Source organism: Enterobacter sp. Li2LvB3 (assembly GCF_056156645.1).
Genome location: NZ_JBSICG010000030.1, coordinates 30,872 through 56,460, shown reverse-complemented (window position 1 = coordinate 56,460; position 25,589 = coordinate 30,872). Strand labels below are relative to the sequence as shown.

The 25,589-nt window shown below is 53.1% G+C and carries 17 protein-coding genes, 1 tRNA gene and 1 pseudogene; 11 read left to right on the top strand and 8 right to left on the bottom strand.

The window, feature by feature from the left end; all coding sequences use genetic code 11:
- The first annotated feature begins 235 nt into the window (after nt 1-235).
- The 8 genes from ACS603_RS20605 to ACS603_RS20570 all read left to right on the top strand — a co-directional run bounded on the left by ACS603_RS20605 (nt 236) and on the right by ACS603_RS20570 (nt 13,432).
- A complete protein-coding gene (locus ACS603_RS20605) occupies nt 236-2,053 on the top strand; it encodes a glycosyltransferase family 2 protein (protein ID WP_474944808.1) in 1,818 nt (605 codons plus the stop codon).
- On the top strand, nt 2,050-3,381 hold the full coding sequence (locus ACS603_RS20600) for a DUF3131 domain-containing protein (RefSeq protein WP_474944807.1): 1,332 nt from the start codon (nt 2,050-2,052) through the stop codon (nt 3,379-3,381). The genes ACS603_RS20605 and ACS603_RS20600 overlap by 4 nt, the downstream gene beginning before the upstream one ends.
- A complete protein-coding gene (locus ACS603_RS20595; protein ID WP_474944806.1) occupies nt 3,378-4,925 on the top strand; it encodes a DUF3131 domain-containing protein in 1,548 nt (515 codons plus the stop codon). Before ACS603_RS20600 ends, ACS603_RS20595 begins: the two co-directional genes overlap by 4 nt.
- Nucleotides 4,910-6,304, top strand: a complete 1,395-nt coding sequence (locus ACS603_RS20590) for a DUF3131 domain-containing protein (protein WP_474944805.1) — start codon at nt 4,910-4,912, stop codon at nt 6,302-6,304. Before ACS603_RS20595 ends, ACS603_RS20590 begins: the two co-directional genes overlap by 16 nt.
- The gene (locus tag ACS603_RS20585; RefSeq protein ID WP_474944804.1) at nt 6,301-6,726 is read left to right on the top strand and encodes a globin family protein; all 426 of its coding nucleotides are present in this window, start codon (nt 6,301-6,303) and stop codon (nt 6,724-6,726) included. Before ACS603_RS20590 ends, ACS603_RS20585 begins: the two co-directional genes overlap by 4 nt.
- Before the next feature lie 10 nt (nt 6,727-6,736).
- Nucleotides 6,737-9,400 carry a hybrid sensor histidine kinase/response regulator gene (locus ACS603_RS20580; protein WP_474944803.1) on the top strand — a complete coding sequence of 888 codons (2,664 nt, stop codon included), beginning with the start codon at nt 6,737-6,739 and terminating at the stop codon, nt 9,398-9,400.
- Nucleotides 9,397-11,568: a glycoside hydrolase family 2 protein gene (locus ACS603_RS20575; RefSeq protein ID WP_474944802.1), complete on the top strand. Its 2,172-nt coding sequence runs from the start codon at nt 9,397-9,399 to the stop codon at nt 11,566-11,568. Before ACS603_RS20580 ends, ACS603_RS20575 begins: the two co-directional genes overlap by 4 nt.
- A 286-nt stretch (nt 11,569-11,854) precedes the next feature.
- Nucleotides 11,855-13,432, top strand: a complete 1,578-nt coding sequence (locus ACS603_RS20570; RefSeq protein WP_474944801.1) for a sensor domain-containing diguanylate cyclase — start codon at nt 11,855-11,857, stop codon at nt 13,430-13,432.
- A gap of 31 nt (nt 13,433-13,463) precedes the next feature.
- On the opposite strand, the gene ACS603_RS20565 is transcribed toward ACS603_RS20570, so the two are convergent.
- Entirely contained in the window at nt 13,464-15,245 is a 1,782-nt protein-coding gene (locus ACS603_RS20565) for a sensor domain-containing diguanylate cyclase (protein ID WP_474944800.1), read from the bottom strand.
- 482 nt (nt 15,246-15,727) lie between these two features.
- Between ACS603_RS20565 and ACS603_RS20560 the strand changes: the two are divergent.
- A pseudogene (locus ACS603_RS20560) lies at nt 15,728-15,964 on the top strand (transposase); the annotation flags it as partial.
- 266 nt (nt 15,965-16,230) lie between these two features.
- Here the strand turns inward: ACS603_RS20560 and ACS603_RS20555 are convergent.
- From ACS603_RS20555 to proB, 4 genes are all read right to left on the bottom strand, one after another.
- Nucleotides 16,231-17,421 (bottom strand): tyrosine-type recombinase/integrase, encoded by a 1,191-nt coding sequence (locus ACS603_RS20555; protein ID WP_474944799.1) that lies wholly within the window; start codon nt 17,419-17,421, stop codon nt 16,231-16,233.
- 163 nt (nt 17,422-17,584) lie between these two features.
- A tRNA-Thr gene (locus ACS603_RS20550) sits at nt 17,585-17,660 on the bottom strand.
- 111 nt (nt 17,661-17,771) lie between these two features.
- Complete coding sequence (gene proA / locus ACS603_RS20545; RefSeq protein ID WP_474944798.1) at nt 17,772-19,025, bottom strand: glutamate-5-semialdehyde dehydrogenase; 1,254 nt, start codon at nt 19,023-19,025, stop codon at nt 17,772-17,774.
- An 11-nt stretch (nt 19,026-19,036) separates the two neighbouring features.
- The gene (proB, locus tag ACS603_RS20540) at nt 19,037-20,140 is read right to left on the bottom strand and encodes a glutamate 5-kinase (protein WP_182059743.1); all 1,104 of its coding nucleotides are present in this window, start codon (nt 20,138-20,140) and stop codon (nt 19,037-19,039) included.
- Nucleotides 20,141-20,443: 303 nt separating this feature from the next.
- On the opposite strand from proB, the gene phoE reads away from it, so the two are divergent.
- On the top strand, nt 20,444-21,496 hold the full coding sequence (phoE, locus tag ACS603_RS20535; RefSeq protein WP_182059742.1) for a phosphoporin PhoE: 1,053 nt from the start codon (nt 20,444-20,446) through the stop codon (nt 21,494-21,496).
- An 81-nt stretch (nt 21,497-21,577) separates the two neighbouring features.
- On the opposite strand, the gene crl is transcribed toward phoE, so the two are convergent.
- From crl to gpt, 3 genes are all read right to left on the bottom strand, one after another.
- Complete coding sequence (gene crl, locus ACS603_RS20530; protein ID WP_182059741.1) at nt 21,578-21,979, bottom strand: sigma factor-binding protein Crl; 402 nt, start codon at nt 21,977-21,979, stop codon at nt 21,578-21,580.
- Between the two features lie 57 nt (nt 21,980-22,036).
- Nucleotides 22,037-23,281 (bottom strand): esterase FrsA, encoded by a 1,245-nt coding sequence (gene frsA / locus ACS603_RS20525; RefSeq protein ID WP_474944797.1) that lies wholly within the window; start codon nt 23,279-23,281, stop codon nt 22,037-22,039.
- 106 nt (nt 23,282-23,387) lie between these two features.
- A complete protein-coding gene (gpt, locus tag ACS603_RS20520) occupies nt 23,388-23,846 on the bottom strand; it encodes a xanthine phosphoribosyltransferase (protein WP_010427903.1) in 459 nt (152 codons plus the stop codon).
- A gap of 260 nt (nt 23,847-24,106) precedes the next feature.
- On the opposite strand from gpt, the gene pepD reads away from it, so the two are divergent.
- Nucleotides 24,107-25,564: a cytosol nonspecific dipeptidase gene (pepD, locus tag ACS603_RS20515; RefSeq protein WP_182059738.1), complete on the top strand. Its 1,458-nt coding sequence runs from the start codon at nt 24,107-24,109 to the stop codon at nt 25,562-25,564.
- Nucleotides 25,565-25,589: the final 25 nt, after the last annotated feature.

Genomic DNA, 25,589 nt, shown 5'->3' with positions numbered 1-25,589 from the left:
AATAGATTTAATACTCTAAAAAAATAGCACCTGCAATACAAACAGGCATGTTGTATAAAGTAATCACAGCTTAAGTTAGCTTAAGCCTTGCTAAATGATGGTAAAATGTTTGTGGAAAAACCTTTTTACATTCTATACTTACCTTAATAACTGTTAATTCATTATTTTTGCCGGTCTGTAATCAACTCTAATAGACAATGTGTCTGGTTTTATCAGAATCAGGAACGCCGGAACTATGGATTTTTATTTTTCCCGTTTTGAACATCGTCGTCCTCCGGAACCGTTAACAACACCGCGCTGGGTAATGATGACCTGGCAGGTGTTAGCGGTCGCGGCGCTTATTCTGGGTGCCAATTATATTTACTGGCGCTGGACCGCCTCCCTGAATACTGACGCATTATGGTATGCCATTCCGCTGGTCCTCGCCGAAACCCTGGCGTGGATTGGCACCGTGCTGTTTACCATCAATTTGTGGAAAGAACAGGATCCTCCTCAGAGTCCGCCGCCCGGCGAAATTAACGAATGTCTGTCGCCTGAGGAGGCCGTAGAGCCCCGCCCTGTCAAGGTGGATCTGTTCATTGCCACCTACTCGGAAGACACCGAGCTGGTCAGGCTGTCCATTCGCGACGCCCTGAAGATGGCGTACCCGTTCCCGATTGACTACCGCATCCACGTGCTTGATGACGGCCGCCGCCCGGAGATGAAAGCCGTTTGTGAAGAGGAAGGCGTTAACTATATCACTCGCCAGACCAACATCGGCTTTAAGGCCGGCAACCTGCGCAACGGCCTTGAGCAAACCGACGGCGATTTCATTGTTATCTGCGACGCCGATACCCGCGTATTTCCCACCCTGCTCAGCCATACGCTGGGCTATTTTCGCGATCCGAACGTGGCCTGGGTGCAGACGCCGCAGTGGTTCTTCGATCTTCCGGAAGGAGAAAATCTGTCGCGCTGGGGCCAGCGAAAAGCCGGAAAAGTGGGCTACGGCCTGGGCTGGATGATTCAAAAATGTGTTGGCCCGATCACCGTAGGCCGCGACCCGTTTTTTAACGATCCGCGCATGTTCTATGACGTGATCCTGCGGCGGCGCAACTGGGCGAACGGGGCTTTCTGCTGTGGCGCGGCGTCCATTCACCGTCGCGAGGCGGTCATGCAGGCCGCGCTGAGAAGCTATGTCTGGTCCGTCGAAGAGGAGATCCATCGTCATACGCGCGACATTCGCGATGAGGAGACCCGGGACGCGCTGCAGAATGCAATGCGTCCGCACGTGGCATTTGACACCGAACTTACCCCCTACAAATTCCACGTCTCGGAAGATATTTACACCTCGGTGCTGCTGCACGGTGACGCCGCACGACGCTGGCGCTCGGTTATGCATCCGCGGGTTGAGTCGAAGATGCTCTCTCCGCAGGATATGCTCACCTGGATGATCCAGCGCTTTAAGTACGCCGCCGGTTCGCTGGATATTTTGTTTCATGACAACATCTTCAGCCGTCGCCGCTTCAGGCTCTCTCTGCCCCAGACGCTGATGTATGCCACCACCTTCTGGTCATACATGGCCTGCGTGTGGAACACGGTGTTTTTGATTTCACCCATTATCTATCTGTTCACCGGCATTCCGCCGGTGTCCGCCTGGTCGACGCCGTTCTATCTCCACTTTCTCCCGTTCTTTATTTTCTCCGAGCTGGCCTTTATGTTCGGGACCTGGGGGATCTCGGCCTGGGACGGCAGGGCCTCATACCTCTCCTTCTTTTCCATGAACCTGCGCGCGCTCAATACGGTGCTGCGGGGCGAACAGATCAAATTTCACGTCACGCCAAAAGAGCGGCAGACGGGCCGTTTTCTCTACCTGGTGAAGCCGCAGATTGCCATCGTGGTGCTCACCCTCGCAGGGCTTGTCTGGGGCGGTTTCCAGGTGGCACGTGGGCAGGTGGACGATCCCTCCGGTTACGTCATCAATATTTTCTGGGGAGGGGTGAACATCGCCGCCATGCTGCCGCTGATTTTCGCGGCCATGTGGACGCCCGCCGAAGAGGACGAGGTCACCCAATGAGGATACGTGACGCCCTGCTGCCCGCTCGCAGCTACCTCACCATTTTGCTCGGGTTCCTGCTCGGCTTTGCCATTGTGGTCTGGGTGGAGAAGCAGATGCCCACGCGCGTGGAAAGTAGCGGCGGCATCGCGCTCAGTAAAGACTTTCCGCCGCTGCCCACAAAACGGGCGCTGACCTATGACGAAGCCATCTGGGCGCGGGTCGCCTGGCAATACTACGTGAATAATACCCAGCCAAACGGCCTGGCGAACGCCAGCGACGGTGAACCGTGGCTGAGTCTATGGAGCGTGGGGAGCTATCTGTTTGCGACTGCCGCCGCACAGCAGCTCAACATCATTTCCACCGATGAGTTTGACGAAAGGGTCAGCACGGCCCTGTTTACGCTGGGGCAGCTGCCGCTCAACGAGCGAGGCCTCCCTGCCGCGTATTACCATGCTGACACACTCAAGATTCTGGGCAAACCTGACGCCTCCGCAATCGGTCTGAGCCGGCTGCTGACGGCATTACAGACCCTGCTGTGGCGCTATCCGCAGCACGCGGCGGCCATCCGCGATTTGTTGAGCGTGTGGCGCACCGCGGCGCTGATTGAAAATAACACCCAAAGCCAGGCTGCGGTGCCGCTCCACCACTGGACGCTGGCCGACGATGAACAGCAGAACACTTTTGGCTACCGTCTCTATGCCAGCCATACGCTGCGCCTGATTGACAGCGCGGCAGGACTCGCGGTGACCAACCCGCCTGAAGGGCAAAAGATGATCGATCTGGATGGCGTAATGGTGCCCGATGAAGGGCTTCGCACGCCATGGGGCAAGCAAACTTCGCTGATCAGTTTGCCCTATCTGTTAACCGGTCTTGAGCTGGGCTTTGATGCCCAGAGCGCTGAAATTGCGTGGCGGATTATGCAGATCCAGCAGCGGCGCCACGGCCTGCGCGCGCCAAAACCCCCCGTCAGCACGGATTATGCCGAACCCGCGCCGGATTACGTTAACGATCTGCCGGACAGGCAGCCGGTACAGGCGCGCAACCTGCGCGACGAGGTGCCGGAGAAGGTGGCGATTACCTCCACACGCACCGCGTTTGCCTGGTACGCCCTGTTCCGCAACAGCTGGAGCGAAGCGCTGCGCCAGCAGGTTCTGCCGCTTCAGGTTCCGGGTAAAGGCTGGCAGCGCGGGTTAAATCTCAACAACAGCGTCAATGCCGTCGTGGACGCCGATACCAATGCCATCGTGCTGGAAAGTCTGTCTTACATCTCGCATGGCCAGATGCTCTGTCTGGCCTGCTTCTCCACAGCCACTCATTCATCCACTCCCGCAGGAGCAACGCCATGAAGCCACGATCCCCGATCCTTTTCCACCTGCTCACGGGAATAACGATCTTCTGGCTGGCCTTATCGACCGTGCGTGCGGACACCGGGCTGCCTGCATCAGGCTACTCCCCACGCAGCGGCGAGCTGACCGCCCGAGAGATGACCATCGCGAAAAACGCCTGGCAGTATTTCGTCTCCAACTATCAGCCCACGACGGGCCTGGTGAATGCGGTCAACAAATACCCCTCCACCACCATGTGGGACAGCGCCTCCTATCTGGCCGCCCTGACGGCGGCGCGCGAGTTGGGGATCATTGATAAAGCGGAATTTGACCGCCGGATGCTAAAATTCCTCGCCACGTTAAACACCCTGGTACTGTTCCGCAACGAGCTGCCCAACAAGGCCTATAACACCATCAGCGGCCAGAAAGTGGACTACACCAACAAGCCCGGTGAAATTGGTTTCTCGGCGCTGGATATCGGGCGAATGCTGGTCTGGCTGAAAATCATCAAAGAGCGTTACCCGGAATACGGCAACAGCGTTGATAACGTGGTGCTGGGCTGGGATTTCAGCCATGCGATCGACCCCTGCGGCACGCTGTACGGGGCCTATCTGGAGAACGGCCAGCCGAAGTATGTTCAGGAAGGCCGCCTGGGCTATGAAGAGTACGGCGCGGCAGGTTTTCAGCTGTGGGGGTTTAATACCTGTAAAGCCAGCCGTCCGCAGCCATACGAGCTGGCCGAGATTTACTGCGTGCTGGTTCCGTATGATTCACGCGACCCGCGCAACACGTCTCAGCATAACTACGTGGTGACGGAATCCTACCTGCTCTACGGTCTGGAGTTCGGCTTCGATAAGCCGACCGACCGTGATAACGCCCCGCGCGACTACTCCCTGACGTGGATGAAAAACTTTGCCGATCGGGTTTATCAGGCTCAGGAGAACCGCTATACCATCACCGGTGTCCTCACCGCGCGCTCTGAGCACCAGCTCGATAAAGCGCCATACTTCGTCTATGACACCGTCTTCAGCGACGGGTACAACTGGAACACCATTACCGACAAAGGACAATTCGTCCCTAACGCTGCAGCCATTTCACTGAAGGCGGCGCTGGGAATGTGGGTCCTGTGGAACTCGCCTTATACCGACCGCCTGCTGAACACCATTGAAAATGCGAACGAAGAGGGAAAAGGCTACTACGAAGGGCTGTATGAAAACGGCGACGGGCCGATCAAGGAGTTCACCGCGAACAATAACGGCATCATGCTGGAATCCCTGCTGTTCAAAAAAGAGGGCAAACTGCTGGCCTTCAATACCGACAACCCGAAAAGCAAGGATTTTGCTCCGTCGCTGTGGGATCAAAAGCTGCTCGATCAGTTTGAAGAGAATAACGCGCTTCGTAGCCGTCCGTTCCTGACCAGCACGCCGGCCGTAAAAAGCTGGTGCGACCGGACCGGCGTCACGCAGCGCACCAAACCCGCCTGCCAGGCCTGTCAGTGCGCGTCATGCAGCGCGGACGTGCCGGTTAAACTGCCTCCGGTGACTGCGCAATGCTTAAAACCTTAGCCAGAGGGCTCGCGGGATTAATCCTCACAGGTGTGGTCATCTTTGCTCTGTTTGGCCATCAGGGGGCTGGCTGGCGCTGGCTAATCAATGGCGGCTGGCACTCCAGCGCGCGTATCGCTGCCCTGACGCCGGAAGAACGGAAATGGGCGGCGATCGCCTGGCGCTATTTCGTCAATAATACCCAGCCGCAAACGGGCCTGGTCAACGGAAGCGACAAACAGCCCCGCGTCACGCTCTGGCAAATGGGCGATACGCTTATCGCCCTGCTGGCGGCAAAAGAGCTGGGGCTGATTGATGAGGCCGAATATGACGCTCGCCTGACGCGGCTGATGGGCACCCTTAACCGCCTGATGCTGACCGAGGCCCGGACGCCGGGTCGACTCTATTCCAGCCAGACGGCGACGCCGATCGACTTTAGCGGCAAGCCCGTTAAAAATGGCTGGTCCGCACGCGATATGGCGCGCCTGATGCTCGCCCTGCGCCTCACCGCAGAGCGGGAGCCGCAGTACAGCGAGTACCTGGATAAAATCATCCTGCGGTGGAATTTCTGTCCGGTCATCGATCGTGAAGGCGAACTGTGGTCATCTTCCCTACAAAACGGCCAGCCGGTGGTGCGCGAGGAGCTGCGCCTGGGCGATAGCGAATATGCCGCAACGGCGTTTCAGCTGTGGGGATTTTCCCCGGAGAAAGCGTTTACGCCCCCGGCGCACCACGTCATCATCGCCCAGCGGCGTCTGGCCGTCGATGCCAGGGATCCGCGCACCACGTGGCAGCCCTCCCTGATCACCACCCTTCCCTATATGCTGCCGGGCCTGGAGTTTGGCTGGAAGCCCGAAGGCGTTGCGGCCGATCGGCAAAAGCACCTGCGCAAGCAGGCCGAAAACGTCTGGCTGAGCCAGAAGAGCCGCTGGGAGACCGATAAAATCATGACGGCCAGGGCAGATTTCTCGCTCCTGCAGGCCCCCTGGCATATTCAGGATACGGTCTGGGGAAATGGCTATGCCTGGAACTCTGTCGGTGACGATGGACGGGACTACACCCGTTTCGCGCAGGTATCGACCAAAGCGGTCTTTGCCCTGTGGGCCCTTTGGGACACCCCATACACCGACGTGCTGATGGCGGTGACAAAGCATCTTAACGATCCGCAAAAAGGCTGGTACGAAGGCCGCCAGGAAGCCACGGGCGATACCAACGCTGCCTTAACCCTCTCGACCAATGCCACAGTTCTGGAAGCCCTTTTCTTTAAACACAACGCCGGGCCGCTGTTTGACGTGCGTCGGTCGAAGAAAGAGAGCTATTTTTCACACCGTCTGGCAGAGGAATACACGTCTATCGGCCACTGTCTACCGGGCGAAAACGCCGCAAGGAGGACGCCGTGAAATTTTACCGCGATCTGTTTGAATCCAGCCTGAACCGCGTCTTTCCGGATAATGATAAAACGGCGTTTTTTCAGACGTTCTATGATGCCTTCGTTCATATGTCCCCCGATACTGAGCAGCATTTTTCCCGCCAGCCGGATAGCGAGGGTCAGCAGACTCTGTTTAAGAGTTTCTTCGCCATGCTTGCGGTAGACGGCGCCCTGATCGTGCCTGATTTTCTCGAGCGCCTGGCGCGGGAGCAAAGCGACGACGGCCTCCACCTTCCCCCGCGTTTTTTCGCTCTGTGGCGCGAAGCGATGTTGAACGCGGTGAGCCTGCGCGATCCGCAGTGCGACGATGAAGTCCTGACGGCCTGGGCCATGGCGATCGCGCCAGGGCTGGAATACCTGCGCCGACAGGCAGAACTGCACTACCGCGCGTAGGAGGATTACGATGAGCGCATTCACGTACGATCTTAACGCGCTGCCGGCGGCCGTCATGATTTATGACCGCGAGGAACGCCTGCAGGCCTGGAATCACAACGTGGCCCTGTTTTATCCGGTCATTACCCCGTGGCTGAAGGCGGGCACAACGCTGGAGTCGCTGGCTGAACGCTTTATCGACGCCGTTTACAACGTCGATCCAAGCCTTCGCCAGACGCTGCGCGAGTCGATCGTGCGCAACTGTCGGCAGGATAAACACTGCGAAGTGCGGCAGGCGGGCCAGCGGCGTATCTTCGTTCAGCATCAGCGCCTTGCGGACGGCGGCATTGTCAGCCTGCACAGCGATATTACCGAGCTGGATGAGGCGCAGCGGGCGCGCCATCAGCTTCATGACGACTTTCTGCTGACGGCGGAATCCATCCATATCGGGATCTGGGACTGGCAGGTTTCCGACGACACGCTCCAGGTGAACGACACCCTGCTTGCCATGCTGGGCCAGTCGCGCACCCGGTGGCGATATCCGGTGCACTTTTTGCTCAACCTGGTCCACGAGGACGATCGCGCTGCGCTGCACAATGCGCTGGACGCTTCGAAGCAGGAACACCGCCCGGTCTTTGAATGTGAAATTCGCGCGCATCACCCTACCGAAGGACTGCGCTGGATGCTGCTCTCCGGCCAAGTGGTCACGCTCTCCATTGAGGGAGACGCCGAGCGCGTGATTGGCACGCTGCAGGATATTACGCGGCGCAAGGAGGCTGAGATTCAGGCGTTCGCCTCGGCCCTAGAGGCACAAAAAGCCAATGAGGCGAAAAGCGCGTTCCTGGCGAATATGAGCCATGAAATTCGCACCCCTATGAACGGCATTATTGGCATGACCCAGCTGTGCCTGGATACGTCTCTCAGTGCCGATCAGCGCGATTACCTAACGCTGGTGATGAGTTCTGCCCAGTCTCTGCTGCATATCATCAACGATATTCTCGACTTTTCCCGTATTGAAGCGGGCAAAGTGGTGCTGGACTCCGGACCGGTTAATATTCGTCCTTTTATACATTCACTGATTCGCCCGCACATGCCAGGGGCGAGCGAAAAAGGCATCGAGCTACTGGTCGATATTGCACCCGACGTCCCCGACGTGCTGCTGGTCGACGGTGCGCGGCTGCGCCAGGTCCTGACCAATCTGCTGGGCAACGCGTTGAAGTTTACCCATCAGGGAGAAATCATCCTGATTGTTGAGCCCGCTGATAGTGCAGATCGATGGCGTTTTCGCGTGCGCGACAGCGGCATTGGCATACCGGCGGATAAGCAGAACGTCATTTTTGAGGCCTTCAGCCAGGCGGATAACTCAACCACCCGCCGCTACGGCGGCACGGGGCTCGGGCTAACCATCTCTGCGCGACTGGTCGCAGCGATGAGCGGCGAATTAACGGTATCCAGCGAGCCAGGGAAAGGCAGCGAATTTTCCTTCGCGCTGCCGCTTGCGACCCAGGCGCCTGGCCCGGAGGAACGGCAGCATAGCCATCGCTTTAACGGGGAACCCGTGCTGGTAGTGGATGATAACGCGACCAACCTGCGGCTGTTGGCCGCCATGCTCAGCCAGATGGGGCTGAAACCCACCTGCGTTAATAACGCCAGCGAGGCCATCAACCGGGTTAAAGCGAGTGCCTGGCCCCTGATCCTGCTGGACGCGCAGATGCCGGATATGGACGGCGTGTCGCTGGCCCTCGAACTTTCGGTGCTGCCGCAGATTGCTGAGAGCCACATCATCATGCTGAGCTCCATGAGCCGACATTTTGATATCAATATGCTGAAGCGGATCGGTATCAAGAACTATCTGCATAAACCTATCGACCAGGATGAATTATATCAGGCGATTGCCGCAGCGTTTGAACGTTCGCCGGCGCCCGTGTGTGAAAGCACGCCCACGCCTGTCGGCTCGCCAGCAGCCACGGAACTTCGGGTCCTGCTGGCGGAAGATAATCTGGTTAACCAGAAGGTCGCCTCGCGCCTGCTTGAGCGACTCGGGCACACCTGTCAGAGCGTCGATAATGGTGTCGCGCTGCTGGAACGCTGGCGGGCGGGCGGGTGGGACGTTTTGCTGATCGACCTTCAGATGCCAGAGATGGACGGTGAAACCGCCATTCGCCTGCTGCGTGAAGAAGAACGGTCCCGCCCCGGCCCGGCTCAGCCCGCCGTCGCCATGACCGCACACGCCATGCAGGGGGACAAAGAGCGCTGTCTTAACATGGGTTTCGACGGCTACATTGCCAAACCCATCAGCCAGGAGCGTCTCGCTGAAGAGATTGCTCGTGTGCTCCAGCGCCACGAAGATTCCTCCGGTTTTCCGGATGAAGCTCGCCTGCTGAAGCAGTGCGCTGACGATCCTGCCCTGGTGCAGGAGCTGCTGGCCCTGTTTGGCGAAGGGCTGGGGGAGGCCATGAAGGTCATCACCCGGGCTATCGACAGCGATGACCGCGACACGCTGCGCCGCGCGGTCCACAAGCTACGGGGAGAAGCCGTCACCCTTGACTTCAGCACGCTCGCGCAACAGCTACAGGTGCTGGAAAGCGAGGCGCACACGCTGGAGGGGCAGCAGCTTGCGACGCTAAACCAGCTGCTTCAGAAGGAATCGCTGCGCCTGATGGCGTGGCTCAACGCACGCGGGGTAAACGCATGAACGCTCGCAACTGCGCGCTGCTCTTTACCCTGTTGACCACCCACACTGTGGCGAACTCCGCGCCGGTCAGCTGGTCTCTTGCTGGAGAATGGCAGGTTCAGGACGCCAATAATAGCGCACATCCTGCCGCATCAGGCTGGCGCCCGCTTCAGGTTCCAGCCAACTGGTACAGCGCCGGGTTCGATCATCAGGGCGCGCTGTGGTACAATCACGCCTTTTCCCTGCCCGTGCAGCCGCCCGACGTAATGAGCACCCTGGTGTTTGACGGCGTCGATTACCTGGCCGAGGTCACCCTGAACGGCCAGCCGCTCGGCCAGCATGAGGGCTATTTTCAGCGCTTTTCGCTGGATGCCAGCCGGGCGTTACAACGTCATAACCGACTGGTGGTCAGGGTGGACAGCCCTTACGAAGATCCCAATAAGGTCTGGCCGCTGCATAAAACGCTCATGAAGGGGATCCTTAACCAGCATGACACCCGTCCCGGCGGGGCCTGGTCGCCGCAAGGACAGGACGCCAACTCGGGCGGCATCTGGGCACCGGTGAGGCTGCATCTTAGCCGGGGCGCTACCCTAGATGAGACCATCGTGCGGCCAGACTGGTCACAGGGGCTGACGCACCCCGCGCTGAAAGCAGATATTCGCTATCGGGCGCTCGGCCAGGGCCCGGCGACCGTGCGGCTCACCGCCACGCCCGCCAATTTCATCGGCAAGCGCTTCCAGGCTGACTTTCCGGTTACCCTCGAAAGCGGCGCCCATTCCGTGCAGGTGACGCTGCCCATGCCGAAGGCAAAACTGTGGTGGCCCGTTGGTACCGGAAAACCCCACCTGTATAGCATTCGCGTGGCATTGCGGGATGAAAAAGGCCTGATGGATACGGCGGTCACCCGCACCGGGCTGCGCAAGCTCGTCGAGCAGCCCGACAATAAGGGCTGGCTCATTAACGACAAACGCCTTTTCATTAAGGGCAGCAATTACATCGGCTCCCCCTGGCTCAGCACCATGACGCGAGAAAAATACCGACGCGATCTTCGTCTGGTTGAAGCAATGAACGCCAATGCCATACGCGTGCACGGACACGTTGCCGGACGTGCATTGTATGACGTAGCCGATGAGATGGGGATGATGATCTGGCAGGATGTTCCGCTGCAGTGGGGCTACAACAACAGTTCTGCTTTCACGGAAAATGCGGTTCGACAGACGCGGGTGATGATAGAACAGTTCGGAAATTCCCCCTCCATCATCGTCTGGGGTGGCCACAACGAACCGCCGTGGAACTCGCCGTGGATGGAAAAACGCTTCCCGGACTGGAATAAAGATCTGAATCGCGAGCTCACGCAGCGGGTAGCGGATACGCTTGCCGAAGATACCTCCCGCATCGTGCACCGCTTCTCCGCCGTTGAGGAGCATTACTGGGCGGGCTGGTACTTTGGTTCCATGCGCGACCTGCTTGTTCCGGCTAAAACGGGGATCATCACCGAGTTCGGCGCGCAGGCGCTTCCCCGCTTATCGACGCTAAAAACCATCATCCCGGCGGCGTCGCTCTGGCCAAAAACGACCGCCGCAGACGATCCCGGCTGGACCGTCTGGAAATACCATAATTTTCAGCCCTTCCAGACCTTTAAGTTTGCTGGTATTTCGCGCGGGGACAACATTCAGGCGATGATCCGCAATACTCAGGCGTATCAGTCGCAGTTGGTGGCCACGGCGGCAGAAAGCTACCGTCGACAGCGCTACCAGCCGGTGACGGCCCTGTTTCACTTCATGTTCGTGGAAACCTGGCCCTCCATCAACTGGGGCGTGGTGGACTACCTGCGTAAACCTAAGGCCGGGTTTTACGCGCTCCAGCGTGCGTACCAGCCTGTTCTGCCGTCCATTGAACCGGTCACCGCGCAGTGGCAATCCGGAGCGGCGGCGATCGTGCGTCTGTGGGCCATCAACGACACCTGGAAACCGTGCCGCGAATGCCGCCTGAGCTGGCGCATCACGCAGCGCGACAAGGTGCTGGCAAAAGGCACGAAAACGATGACGATCAGAGCAGATTCGGGAACGATGGTTAAAACGCTTACGGCAACGCCTGAGGGCCAGGATGACGTGTCGATTTTGTTTACGATTGAAAACAAAACGGGAAAGATTATTGGTAAGAATCAGATAACACAAATCGTTCAGTAATTATAAATACAAACATCGTTCATGATTTTTGAGTCACCATAAATTAATATCTAAAATCAAATGGTTATACTAGTATTGTCGGTCTGGATATTGGACTGTTCCCAGACCGGTAGACAGTCCAGCCCAATAGTTTGAACATAGGAGGAATCGGACTACATGGGCTTTGTCAAATCTAAGCCAGAACATAGTAATACAATTTCAAGATGAAAGGAGGAGTGTATGGTCACACCACGATTTTCGAATTAAGATGGGGTATAGCAACCAAACTATACTTACGAATTATCTGATGCCACATAAAAAGATACGTCTCAGAACACTTCTGATCACTCTTTCGTTAGGATCAGTATTACTTACTTCCAGCCTGCTTTTGGGCGCATTAACTTTTTATCAAAAAGTCAATATTGCAGAGAGCATTATGCAGAACAATATTGCGTACGCTCGCAAACTAGCTGATACAACTGACCGCTATCTCAGTAGCGCCTTAAGTGAGCTTCACTGGAGTGCCAGCCAACTCAATGGGCTCACCAATATACAACAACTCCGGGAAGAGGTAGATCGTCTGCGTCTTCAGTCTGGATTTTTCAACTCAGTTGTAATAGTAAACAGTAACAGAGTTGTTGCTGCAACTTCGCCAGAAAGTTTAAAACTGGTTGGCAGAACATTAACCTCAGGAGCCAGTCTTATAGCCATTACGACGAAGAAATCTTTCATCTCAGAACCTTTCATTTCAGCATCAGGTAATCATGTTGTGTTCCTTTCACAGCCAATTTTCTCTGATAAAGGACAGTATTTAGGGTTTATTGGTGGTAGCATTTATCTCAAAAGAAAGAGCATGTTGAGTGATATTTTAAGCCAACATTTCTATCCGACGGGTACAAATATACGAATCGTCAGCGATAATGGCCTAATCATCTTCAGCCATGAATCCTCACTGATAGGAACTAAAATGAACTTAGCACCTTCATTGAAGGAATATATGAGCAGAAATATGAGCGGGATACTGACTGTAATTAATAATGGGAAAACTCAACAGGAAGGCTATGCCAGTTTGTCAAAAACCGGATGGAATATATTTATTTCCGGCGCAGAAAGAACAGTGAATGATCTACTTTTTCAGATGATCAAAAAAACGTTCTGGTTCATTTTGGCCATCATCATTATTGTGGGAAGTGTGATGATCTTTCTAGGTGTGAGAGTTGCATCTCCTTTAGAAAAATTGGCAAACATTGTACGAAAAGGAGGCGAAGATGATGGTGGTGTACACCATCTTGAAACAGTAGATATTTGGTATTATGAAGCAAGTCAGCTAAGAGATGCAGTTGGTGAGCACCTTCGCAACACCGTAGCGCAGGTCGCTGAACTGACCGACGATGCCCTCACTGACCCATTAACTAGTATTTACAACCGTAGAGGGTTCCAGCGGCTATCTGAAAAAATTCTTAATGCAAAGGAAGTATGTGTAGTTTCATTTGATATAGACCATTTCAAAAAAATTAACGACAGCTTTGGTCATGATGCTGGTGATGACGTTTTGATTATGTTGGCAGCTATTTTAAAAGAATCCTGCCGCAATGATGACATAGTTAGCAGGTTTGGTGGAGAAGAGTTTATACTCCTTATGCCTGATACAAACATTCATGACGCATCTGCTATTGCTGAACGTATTCGTCAGAAAATAAATATTGAGCATTTCCCCTATATTGGGCATGTGACTGTTTCTGCGGGTATAGCTTCTCTGGCTGATTGTGCTGGTGATATTCAGGTTTTACTACGACGCGCTGACGAAGCTCTTTATGAAGCTAAAGGTGCCGGACGTAATGTAGTAATTATTGCAGATAAAGAAGGGTTCAGGAGACATGAGTGACAACACATAATAATTAGTTACAGTAAACTTTTTATTCGAATTTATCTATCTTTGCCTCCAGTATTTTATCAAGGTCTATTTCCGATAATGGTCTACAAAAGTAATAGCCTTGTGCCTGATCACATCCGAGATCCTTCAATGCTTCAACTGTCGATGCATCCTCCACCCCTTCAGCTAGAACGGTATAATGTAACTTCTTAAGCATATCAATAATACTTTTTGCAATAATTCGCGATTCTTTACTTGAAGTTATTTCAACAATAAGCGACCTGTCGAGCTTGATAGTATCCAGAGGCATACGTCTCAGATAACTGATATTACTATACCCAGCGCCGAAATCATCAAGCGAAATATTCACTCCTTTGGATTTCAGTATCTCCAATCCATACAGGGCGACAGGATTATCCAGTATTTTCTCCGTTTCCAGACATTCTATACCAAAAAGTGACAGGGGTAATTTCTGATTCATCATTTTCTCTGATAACTGTTCAGCAAATCCATTACGAGCGAAATCTCGTTCGCTAATGTTGATCGTTACCGGAAGCTGGATTGCACTCCCTTGAAGTCGCGATAGGCGTTTAATAACCCGGTCAACAATCCATGAAGTAAGTTCTGTCAGAAGTTCTGTTTGTTCTGCCAACGAGACGAATTCTGAAGGTAATAGCTCACCTCTTGTTGGATGACACCAACGTATAAGTGCTTCCAGCCCAATTGGTTTACCAGTGTGCAGACAAATCTTTGGTTGGTAAGCCAACCAGAGTCCGGAATCATGCTTGAGGGCATACGATAAATCGGTCATCAGCATAAACTCTTGAGTTCGGCGTTGATCCTCTTTTTCACTGAAATTAAAAGCTGGTAAGTTAAGAGCAATAGCCTCATGCAGTGCACTAAGGGCTCGACGAATGAGCTCCTGTGCCGGAATGTGACCCGCTGTGAAAAAGATTTCACCCGCATAAGGTTTTATCGTGATCGCAAGCCCATTTCCGAGTTCTGCTTTGAGGCCGTTGAGTGCTCTTGATACGGAATTAGCAGTCATCCTACTTTGATGACTCGTTATAAGAGCAAACCGTCCAACCGCAATAGAATAGAGTGTCTCTTCGGATGTTAAACACAAGTGCAAGCGCAGAAGATATACAACGTTTCGCAGCAGCCTTTCGACTGGTCCAAATGACATTGAACGCACGAACTCATAGGTACGCCCAATGTCGAAACATTCCAATACAATAATCCGTCCCGATGCACTATCGTCAGACATAGTCAAATTCTGGAGATCGCGTATCAAGCATTGCTGATTTGGTAATTCAGTTAAAGGATCAATCAACCCGGCAGAATGCCAGAACTCCAGAAACGACTCGACCAACTCTCCCGATGATGTCAGTATGCTGTATTTCTTGTTATTGAAAGTATGAGGAGTAGTATCAGCTACACATAAAGTACCAAGTACCGCTCCCTCATAATTTCTCAGGGGAATCCCCGCAAAAAAAAGGAGATCTGGCGCGTCTGCTATCGTTGTGTCATCGGATAAAGCGGTATCAGAGCTGACATCAGGAACTATAAGAGGAGAAATTTTCTCCACAATCTTACAGCAAAAGCGGGTTGTCAGGTGGGAGTTAGCTAATTTCTTATTGTTGAAAGCAATAATATGGTTTTTTTGATCATCAGGAATTGTGATAAAGCATGCCGGGATTTGTAATGCATTACTAGTGAGTTCAACGAGCTGATGAAGCATTTCGTCTCGCCCTGAATCAGGGCTTATAAGCATCCTCTTTGCTCGTAAAAGAACCGACTTGTCTCGGTTAAGGTTTCTCAGCATCGACTCTCTCACATACTGTAAACTATGATTGCTTGACCAATTAGAGAATGATACGACTTTGTCTGCATTTTTATGTTCTGTCTCAATGCAGCTTGAAACATCCTATTTTTTATCAAAAAAATAAAAAAAAAGCAAACCACGGAACTTCATGGAGGATCTTTGCACAGAAATAATGCTTGTGCACTATAACTGAGCATAATATGTCGGTAATAAAAAAGAAGGACGCATCACGGGTAAGAGCGTCCTTAATAAGTTTAGTTAATTAAAACCCATCACCTGAGTTTCTGAATAAGAATTACACAGATCTCATGCTAATTCTCCCACCATAATTTGTAGTAAAAACGTATGATTGCATTAAAATCAGCAACTCAGAAATCATGGGGTTGACCTGCTCCCCGTTGCTTAATACACCGCGATGTTAGTAATGTCTTCATAGGCCGCATGAGGACATCCCCATGAAGAAGCGTTTTTCCGACGAATAGATCATCAGTATCCTCCGCGAAGCTGAAGCCGGGGTTTCTGCCCGTGAGCTCTGCCGCAAGCACGCCATTTCCGACGCCACCTTTTATACCTGGCGTAAGAAGTATGGTGGTATGGAGGTGCCCGAGGTTAATCGCCTAAAGTCGCTTGAGGAAGAGAACGCCAGACTCAAGAAGCTGCTTGCCGAAGCCATGCTGGATAAGGAGGCACTCCAGGTGGCTCTGGGGCGAAAGTACTTGTAGTTGTCAACTAATTCCGGACAGTAAGTTAAGCCGATTCTCGGCATCAACAGGTGCAACGCCACCATTGTGTTGATGTGGGCTTTGCCGATTGTAGTATTGCATCAAGTATTCGATGATGTCTTTCCTGGCCTCAATCATTGATGAGTACTGGATCGCTTCACGCAAAAGTCTATGCAGCGCGTTAAATATTCCAGAAGGTTATAGAACAAACAAAAAACAAAAGAATTGCGTTCCCCGCACCTTCAGGTGCGGGTGAACAACCACTAACTTTTTGTCGATGAACTGAGAAGCTTATCAATATAATCAGCGTACCACTGCATCATCTCCCTTCGCCCTTCCAGATACAACGCATGGTTATACGTCCCACGAATCGCATTCTTATCAACATGCGCAAGCTGGGTTTCAATCCATGCCGTATTGAATCCTTCCTCATGCAAAATCGTACTCATCGTGTGGCGAAAACCATGCCCCGTTACCTTCCCCGTGTATCCAATCCGCTTGAACACCTGATTAATACTCGCTTCACTCATCGTCTTGCGGGGATCATTTCGCCCTGGGAATACCAGTGGATATTGCCCAGATATCACCTTGAGTTGTTGTACGATTTCCAGCGCTTGGGTAGATAGGGGGACAAGGTGAGGCCGTTTCATCTTCATACGCTCAGCAGGGATTTCCCACACCGCTTTCTCAAGGTCAAATTCACTCCAGAAAGCACCTCGGAGCTCGCCAGTACGAACTCCCGTAAGGATCAGCAGACGAGCGGCAAGAACAACTAACGGGCTTCCTGTGTAGCCTGCGAGAGCTTTAAAGAAGTCTGGTAGCTCCTCAACAGTAAGGAAGGGATAATGCTTCGATTCATGCCCTGACATCGCGCTGGTTAGATCCGCTGCTGGGTTGTATTCCGCACGGCCAGTAACGATGGCGTAACGAAAGACTTCGCTGCAGCGCTGGCGAACCTTCTTAGCCTTCTCTGTCGCGCCACGGCTTTCCATTCGACGCAGCACATTCAGCAGAACCAGTGGTTTGATTTCATTCACCGGAAGTTGGCCGATATAGGGGAAAATATCTTTATTGAAAGCTTCAATAATATCGGAGGCATAGCCTTCTGACCACCGGCTCACCTTCGTACCGTGCCACTCAAGTGCCACAGACTGAAACGTGTTGTTGAGTTGCACATCGCGAACCAGCTTTTCTTCTTTCTTGGCAAAAGATGGATCGATACCCTCAGCCAGCTTTTTCTTGGCGTCGTCACGCAGTGCTCTTGCTTGCGCAAGCGACACTGCTGGATAGACACCGAAAGCCAGGCGTTTCTCTTTTCCATTGAAGCGATACTTCATCCGCCAGTATCTGGAACCAGAGGGAACAACCTCAAGATACAAACCAGCACCATCTGCCAGCTTATAGGCTTTCTCTCTGGGTTTAGCAGCGTCTACCTGTCTCGCATTAAGTTTCATTGGGGGCATCTCCCTGGACCGAACACAGAATGCCCCCACTTATGCCCCCAACTGCGACTTGATTTCGGTTGAGTCCAGTTGATAACAGGAGATAAGATACGGGCCATGAACCGCAGTATACGGGCTTTTAGTTGATTTCGGTAGACTTGGGAAGAGTTTGAAATGGTGCCGATAATAGGAGTCGAACCTACGACCTTCGCATTACGAATGCGCTGCTCTACCAACTGAGCTATATCGGCCCTGAGAGGCCGGTTACGAGCGTAACCACGGGGCAAAAGAGTAGATCTAACAGGGTGGTGCGTCAATGGCCTTGCGAATCAAACGGCTATTTTTGCACCACCCATGCTTATTTACGCACGAATCGTATCATCACCGAAACCGATCCACTTGTAGGTGGTCAGCGCTTCGAGCCCCATCGGGCCGCGCGCGTGCAGCTTCTGGGTACTGACGGCAACTTCTGCCCCCAGGCCGAACTGGCCGCCATCGGTGAAACGGGTTGAAGCATTCACGTATACCGCAGATGAATCCACTTCATTCACAAAGCGGTCAGCGTTGCGCAGCGTGCGGGTCAGGATCGCGTCAGAGTGCTGCGTACCGTGTTCACGGATGTGCGCAATGGCGTCATCAAGATCGGCCACCACCTTCACGTTCAGATCCAGCGACAGGAACTCATCGTCATACTGCTCTGCTTTAACCGGAACCACCGTCGCGGGGCCCTCTTTCAGCAACGCCAGAGCGTTAGCTTCGGCGTGCAGCGTTACGCCACTTTCCGCCATCTGCTTGCTCAGTGCAGGCAGGAAGGTATCCGCGATCCCCTGATGAACCAGCAGCGTTTCGACCGTGTTGCAGGTACTTGGACGCTGCGTTTTCGCATTGACGATGATTTTCAGCGCCGGTTCAATTTCGGCGCTGTCATCCACTACGATATGACACACACCGATACCGCCGGTGATAACCGGGATCGTCGACTGCTCACGGCACAGCTTGTGCAGGCCCGCGCCACCGCGAGGGATTAGCATGTCGATGTATTTGTCCATACGCAGCATTTCATTCACCAGTGCGCGATCCGGGCTTTCGATGGCCTGAACAGCGCCTGCGGGTAAACCGCACTCTTCCAGCGCCTGCTGGATGACTTTTACCGTTGCGGCGTTGGTGCGCCAGGTCTCTTTTCCGCCACGCAGGATGGCCGCGTTGCCGGTTTTCAGGCACAGAGAGGCCACATCAACGGTCACGTTCGGACGCGCTTCATAGATAACACCGATAACGCCGAGCGGCACGCGGCGACGCTCAAGGCGTAAACCGCTGTCGAGCAGCCCGCCATCAATCACCTGCCCTACCGGGTCAGCCAGGTTGCACACCTGACGCACATCGTCAGCGATGCCTTTCAGGCGTGCTGGCGTCAGCGCCAGGCGGTCAAGCATAGCGTCGCTCAGGCCGTTTTCACGGGCTTCAGCTAAATCTTGTTCGTTGGCACGCAGAATGTCAGCAGACTGCGATTCCAGATAATCAGCGATTTTTTCCAGCACGCGGTTTTTCTCGCGGCTGGAAAGGAGCGCCAGTTTGTAAGAGGCGGCTTTGGCGGCTGCGCCCATTTGTTCCAGCATGTTCAGGCTCCTTAACGAATAATCATGTCATCGCGATGCACGGCAACCGGGCCATATTCATAGCCCAGGATCGCATCGATCTGCTGGGAATGGTGCCCGGCGATACGGCGCAACGCATCGCTGTTATAGCGACTGACACCGTGCGCGATGTCGCGACCTGCAAGGTTGCGGATACGAATCACTTCACCACGGGAGAAGTTACCTGTCACGCTTTTAATTCCTTTTGGAAGTAATGAACTCCCTCTTTCCAGAATTGCGGAGGTCGCCCCTTCATCCACGGTAATTTCACCTGCCGGAGGCGCGCCAAAAATCCAGCGCTTGCGGTTTTCCAGTGGCGATTCCTGCGCGTGGAAGCGCGTCCCTACGGAGAGGCCTTCCATCACATCGCCAATCACGCCAGGACGGCTGCCGGCCGCGATAACGGTGTCGATGCCCGCACGACATGCGACGTCCGCCGCTTGCAGTTTGGTTCCCATACCTCCGGTACCAAGACCAGACACGCTATCCCCGGCAATGGCACGCAGTGCATCATCAATACCGTGAACATCGGTTATCAGCTCAGCGTCTGGATTGTTACGCGGGTCGGCGGTAAACAGCCCTTGCTGATCGGTCAGCAGCAGCAATTTATCCGCCCCGGCCAGAATGGCGGCCAGCGCAGAAAGGTTGTCGTTATCGCCCACTTTGATTTCAGCGGTCGCGACGGCGTCGTTTTCGTTAATGACGGGAACGATATTGTTGTCGAGCAACGCGCGCAGCGTATCGCGGGCGTTCAGGAAGCGTTCTCTGTCTTCCATATCCGCACGCGTCAGCAACATCTGGCCGACGTGAATACCATAAATAGAGAACAGTTGTTCCCAGAGTTGAATGAGTCGGCTTTGCCCCACGGCGGCCAGCAACTGCTTGGATGCTATCGTCGCGGGGAGTTCGGGGTAGCCCAGGTGTTCACGCCCGGCAGCAATTGCCCCGGAGGTCACAATCACAATTCGATGCCCTGCGGCATGTAACTGAGCGCACTGACGTACAAGCTCAACAATGTGGGCGCGATTTAGGCGGCGCGATCCGCCTGTTAAAACACTGGTACCGAGTTTTACCACCAGCGTCTGGCTGTCACTCATGATTCTCTGCCGTTCAACGATAAGGGAAAATGATGTCAAACGAACGTTGTAGCAGGACTCAGCCCCGTTGCCAACTGCCTTCGCACAATGCGGAACACTTTGTTGCGCGGGATCAGCAAGCGTAGCGGCAGATTTTGACATTTTTATTACTGAAATAATAAATCACAATTTTTTAAATTAATTCTCAAATTGTCATAAAACTTTAATTCCAGAACGTTAAAACCCTTTCTGTTTTTCACGGGGCAAGAACAGGCGTTCATTGCTCAGCGAATTTTAGCGCGTTTATAAAACTCAGGATTGAAAATGAAAAAGAGTATTCTGGCATTAGTGGTAATGGGCGTTGTGGCTTCCGCATCTGTACACGCAGCCGAAGTTTATAATAAAGATGGCAATAAACTGGACGTGTACGGCAAAGTCAAAGCCATGCACTATATCAGTGATGATGCCTCTAAAGATGGTGACCAGACTTACGTACGTTTCGGCTTCAAAGGTGAAACTCAGATTAACGATCAGCTGACCGGTTACGGTCGTTGGGAAGCTGAGTTTTCGGGTAACAAAGCAGAGAGCGATTCTTCACAGAAAACCCGTCTGGCATTTGCTGGTCTGAAACTGAAAAACTTCGGTTCCTTCGACTACGGTCGTAACCTTGGCGCACTGTACGACGTTGAAGCCTGGACCGATATGTTCCCTGAATTCGGTGGCGACTCTTCTGCTCAGACTGATAACTTCATGACCAAGCGTTCCAGCGGCCTGGCAACCTACCGCAACACCGACTTCTTCGGTGCGGTTGATGGCCTGGATGTGACCCTGCAATACCAGGGCAAAAACGAAAACCGTGACGCCAAAAAGCAGAACGGCGACGGTTTCGGTACTTCTGTGACGTATGACTTCGGTGGCAGCGACTTCGCCATCAGCGGCGCGTACACCAACTCTGACCGTACCAATGACCAGAACCTGCTGGCTCGTGGCCAGGGTGACAAAGCGGAAGCCTGGGCTACCGGTCTGAAATATGACGCGAACAATATTTACCTGGCAACCATGTATTCCGAAACCCGCAACATGACCCCAATTTCCGGTGGTTTTGCGAATAAAGCGCAGAACTTCGAAGTGGTTGCGCAATACCAGTTTGATTTTGGTCTGCGTCCGTCCCTGGGCTATGTACAGTCTAAAGGCAAAGATATCGAAGGTATCGGCGACGAAGATCTCGTGAAATATATCGATTTGGGCGCGACCTATTATTTCAACAAAAATATGTCAGCGTTTGTTGATTATAAAATCAACCAACTCGATGACAATAACAAACTGGGTCTGAGCAACGACGACATCGTTGCACTGGGTATGACTTACCAGTTCTAATAATGTAGATATAAAAAAACCGGCTTATAGCCGGTTTTTTATTGCCCTCACCTCACCCCGCAGGAAGAGGGAGAAAAACGGTTACGCTGTCAATTTTACCGCTTCACTGGAAAAGTCATCCGCGGGTTCAAGCTTCAGATCCAGCGTCGCCAACAACGCTCTTGCTTTACCGAGGTACTCTTTCAGGGTGTACTCGAGGCGATCGATCACTTCCTGATCTTTGATTGGCGCAGCTTGCCAGTTACCGTCTTTATTAAACAGACCAAACTGATAGCTGTAAGTGAAACGTTTTTCCTCGGCTTCCATTTCCATCCACCAGCCCCAGAACTCACGTTTTTCGGGTGCAGGCTTCACATTGACGCATACAGCCAGGCAATCGAAAAAAAAGCGATTCTCTTCACACTGCTCTTCTCGAATATACGGGCCAAGAGCCATGAACTTCTTAATCAGTCTACTTTTCGGGTGTCCACTCGGTAACGTCATTGCGATCTCCTTTTGTGAAGCCACTGTTTTACCAAACCATCAAAATTTAGCAATCTCTTAACACAATCTCTGCGTGATCCAGCGCGTAATCTCATTTAGCGCTTTGTCAAAATTCTGATACACCGGGCTGAACGGTACCTCAAGCAGCTTGCCATCCGCAGATGACGAAGTGATTAAGCGCGACTCTTCTTCCGGGCTGAAGGGATCGTTTTTCCAGTAACCGGACAGCATCGGCGTCGGACAACGCCGTCCCAACAAGCCCTGCATTTTTAATGAGTAACGATTCAGTTCAACACGCAGTGCATCATCAGATGCATCATGCATACCAAGTCGGCTTGCCAGTACGTCCAGATACATTTCCGGTACGCTTCCCTGGCGAGCAGGCTCACTTAAAAGCGCATGAACCACCGGGCCAAGACAGGCAACAGCTTTAAGACGAGAAGATTCAAGATAAGCCAGACGCACCGCGACGTTCGCGCCAAAGCGGAAACCAAAAGCGGCTACTCTGGTGTGGTCTACCCACGGGATATTTTCCAGCGCTTTTAACGCGTGCTGGTGCAACAGGCTCGAATCCTGGGTCAGTTTCCATTTAGAGGAAAAGCCAATAGACGGCATATCGAGCGTTAACATCGCGATCCCTTTTGGTGCAAAGTAGCGCTCAAAAAGGCTGTAGTTGTCAGTCTGAAGAGAATCCAGACCACCGCACATTAATATGACCGGGAACGGACCTTCGCCATCAGGCATATGCAGGAATCCGGTCACGGAGGCGCCTCCCGGGATAGTGAACTCCAGTTCACGCATCCGGCCTGGTAAACGCTGGGCCGCTTCTTCATAAGCACGGTTTGCCAGCGCCTGCGCTTGTTCGGCCAGTTCGTCGCCTTTCAGATGAGGATAAGCAGCAATGCTGTAGAGATTAGCAGCATGGAGCCAGTGCTGGCCGCTCAGAGTGGCATCCTCTTCCTGGCTGGCCTTCTGTTGCCAGAGCATCGCCTGTTTGGCCCATTCGTAAATCCAGTTTCCGCCACGATAACCGACCACGGTATCATAGAGTTCGCTGTCAGTACGTTCGGCGTCACTCATCACGATACGCGCCTGCACGTCGAGGATTTCACGGGGATCGATTCCGCGCCAGATCCACATCAGGCGGTTAATCATGCGATACCAGTGAGGCACATTTTTGCCGTCTAACGCAGACTGTACTGACGGCATAGTCCCCTGGTTAAAACGGCGCACCAGCGTCGACGTTTCAGGGTGTTTAAAGCGGGGTTTGAATAGCGTTTCGCTAAGATTTGCCTGCGTCATTGCATTGCCTCCGTGAATACATCGTATAGAGACTATTGTAACTCGCCACAAGCTAAAAAAAACAACGCCCGGTATCACCGGGCGTTAAAATAATTTCGCGCAGGTATTAACGACCAGAGATAGGTGGAACGAAGACCACGCCCATATCCCACGGTTGCTCAATCCAGGTATCCTGAGGGATGTCAATCACGTAATCGTCAACCAGCGGACGGCCAGCAGGTTTCGCGAAGATAGTGACGAAGTGTGCTTTAGGGTACATTTCGCGGATCGCAACCGCAGTACCGCCGGTATCGACCAGATCGTCAATAACGATGAAGCCTTCACCGTCGCCTTCGGCGCGTTTCAGCACAGTCAGTTCGCGCTGGTTGTCGTGATCATAGCTGGAGATACATACGGTATCGACATGACGAATACCCAGCTCACGTGCCAGCAATGCGCCCGGTACCAGACCACCACGGCTAACGGCAATAATGCCTTTCCACTGCTCGGAAGGCATCAGACGCGCAGCCAGTTTGCGTGCGTGAATCTGCAACATGTCCCAGGTGACGACGTATTTTTCGCTCATGTGAAGTGTCCCAGCCTGTTTGTATACGGCTTAAAAAGTGTTCAAGGGGGAAATAGGTTGCGCGAGATTATAGAGATCTGACGCGCTAAAAACCAGTGTTTAGCGCCCTGAGCCCGAGTTTTTACATGCTTTATGCTACCAGCAACCAGAGAAAGTGGTATTCTCAGTTGCATCTCGCAAGCCTGACTTGTGGTAACTATTAACCTGCTAACCCTGTGACCTGCATCAATGTTTGCAGAGCATCGACAAGGAGACTTATCGTGTCTGAACTGTCTCAATTATCTCCACAGCCGCTGTGGGATATTTTTGCCAAAATCTGTTCCATTCCGCACCCGTCCTATCATGAAGAACAGCTTGCCGAACATATTATTGGCTGGGCGAAGGAAAAAGGTCTGCACACTGAGCGCGACCAGGTTGGCAACATTCTGATCCGCAAAGCCGCAACCGCAGGCATGGAAAACCGTAAACCGGTTGTACTGCAAGCGCACCTGGACATGGTTCCACAGAAAAACAACGATACCGTTCACGATTTCACTAAAGATCCTATTCAGCCTTATATCGACGGCGACTGGGTAAAAGCGCGCGGCACCACGCTTGGCGCGGATAACGGTATTGGCATGGCATCAGCCCTGGCTGTACTGGCAGACGACAGCGTTGAGCACGGCCCACTGGAAGTACTGCTGACCATGACCGAAGAAGCCGGTATGGACGGGGCTTTCGGCCTGCAAGCAAACTGGCTGCAAGCGGATATCCTGATCAACACCGACTCAGAAGAAGAAGGCGAGATCTACATGGGTTGCGCAGGCGGGATCGATTTCATCACTACGCTGCCACTGTCCCGTGAAGCGATCCCTGCTGGTTTCCAGACCTTCAAGCTGACGCTGAAAGGCCTGAAAGGGGGTCACTCTGGTGGCGATATTCACTTAGGCCTGGGTAACGCCAACAAACTGCTGGCGCGCTTCCTGGCAGGCCACGCGGCTGAACTGGACCTGCGTCTGGTTGATTTCAACGGCGGTACGCTGCGTAACGCAATCCCGCGTGAAGCATTTACCACTGTTGCAGTGCCAGCGGCAAAAGCAGACGAGCTGAAAAAACTCTCCAGCGTTTATCTGGATATCCTGAAAAACGAACTGTCTGCAAAAGAAAAAAACCTGACTGTGGTTCTGGAATCGGTATCGACAGATAAAGCCGCTCTGACTGCACAGTCTCGCGACAACTTTATCCAGTTGCTAAATGCCTCGCCAAACGGTGTTATTCGCAACTCTGACGTCGCAAAAGGCGTTGTGGAAACGTCTCTGAACGTTGGCGTCGTGACCATGAGCGACGACAGCGCAGAAATCATCTGCCTGATCCGTTCACTTATCGACAGCGGTAAAGAGTACGTTGTCAGTATGCTGGAATCTCTGGGCAAACTGGCTGGCGCGTCAACGTCCGCTAAAGGTAGCTACCCAGGCTGGCAGCCGGATGCAAGCTCACCGGTAATGGCTCTGGTGCGTGAAACATACCAGCGTCTGTTCAACAGCACTCCGAACATTCAGGTGATCCACGCGGGTCTGGAATGTGGTCTGTTCAAAAAACCGTATCCGGATATGGATATGGTGTCCATCGGGCCAACCATCACCGGGCCACACTCCCCGGATGAGCAGGTTCATATCGAAAGCGTGGGCCACTACTGGACCCTGCTGACTGAACTGCTGAAAGCGATTCCTGCGAAGTAAAACCCTCACCCCAGCCCTCTCCCGC

What these genes read in the sequence shown, in the direction of transcription:
- ACS603_RS20605 (WP_474944808.1), top strand. Translation starts at nt 236, where the DNA reads ATGGATTTTTATTTTTCCCGTTTTGAACATCGTCGTCCTCCGGAACCG.
- ACS603_RS20600 (WP_474944807.1), top strand. Translation starts at nt 2,050, where the DNA reads ATGAGGATACGTGACGCCCTGCTGCCCGCTCGCAGCTACCTCACCATT.
- ACS603_RS20595 (WP_474944806.1), top strand. Translation starts at nt 3,378, where the DNA reads ATGAAGCCACGATCCCCGATCCTTTTCCACCTGCTCACGGGAATAACG.
- ACS603_RS20590 (WP_474944805.1), top strand. Translation starts at nt 4,910, where the DNA reads ATGCTTAAAACCTTAGCCAGAGGGCTCGCGGGATTAATCCTCACAGGT.
- ACS603_RS20580 (WP_474944803.1), top strand. Translation starts at nt 6,737, where the DNA reads ATGAGCGCATTCACGTACGATCTTAACGCGCTGCCGGCGGCCGTCATG.
- ACS603_RS20575 (WP_474944802.1), top strand. Translation starts at nt 9,397, where the DNA reads ATGAACGCTCGCAACTGCGCGCTGCTCTTTACCCTGTTGACCACCCAC.
- ACS603_RS20570 (WP_474944801.1), top strand. Translation starts at nt 11,855, where the DNA reads ATGCCACATAAAAAGATACGTCTCAGAACACTTCTGATCACTCTTTCG.
- ACS603_RS20565 (WP_474944800.1), bottom strand. Translation starts at nt 15,245, where the DNA reads ATGCTGAGAAACCTTAACCGAGACAAGTCGGTTCTTTTACGAGCAAAG.
- ACS603_RS20555 (WP_474944799.1), bottom strand. Translation starts at nt 17,421, where the DNA reads ATGAAACTTAATGCGAGACAGGTAGACGCTGCTAAACCCAGAGAGAAA.
- proA (WP_474944798.1), bottom strand. Translation starts at nt 19,025, where the DNA reads ATGCTGGAACAAATGGGCGCAGCCGCCAAAGCCGCCTCTTACAAACTG.
- proB (WP_182059743.1), bottom strand. Translation starts at nt 20,140, where the DNA reads ATGAGTGACAGCCAGACGCTGGTGGTAAAACTCGGTACCAGTGTTTTA.
- phoE (WP_182059742.1), top strand. Translation starts at nt 20,444, where the DNA reads ATGAAAAAGAGTATTCTGGCATTAGTGGTAATGGGCGTTGTGGCTTCC.
- crl (WP_182059741.1), bottom strand. Translation starts at nt 21,979, where the DNA reads ATGACGTTACCGAGTGGACACCCGAAAAGTAGACTGATTAAGAAGTTC.
- frsA (WP_474944797.1), bottom strand. Translation starts at nt 23,281, where the DNA reads ATGACGCAGGCAAATCTTAGCGAAACGCTATTCAAACCCCGCTTTAAA.
- gpt (WP_010427903.1), bottom strand. Translation starts at nt 23,846, where the DNA reads ATGAGCGAAAAATACGTCGTCACCTGGGACATGTTGCAGATTCACGCA.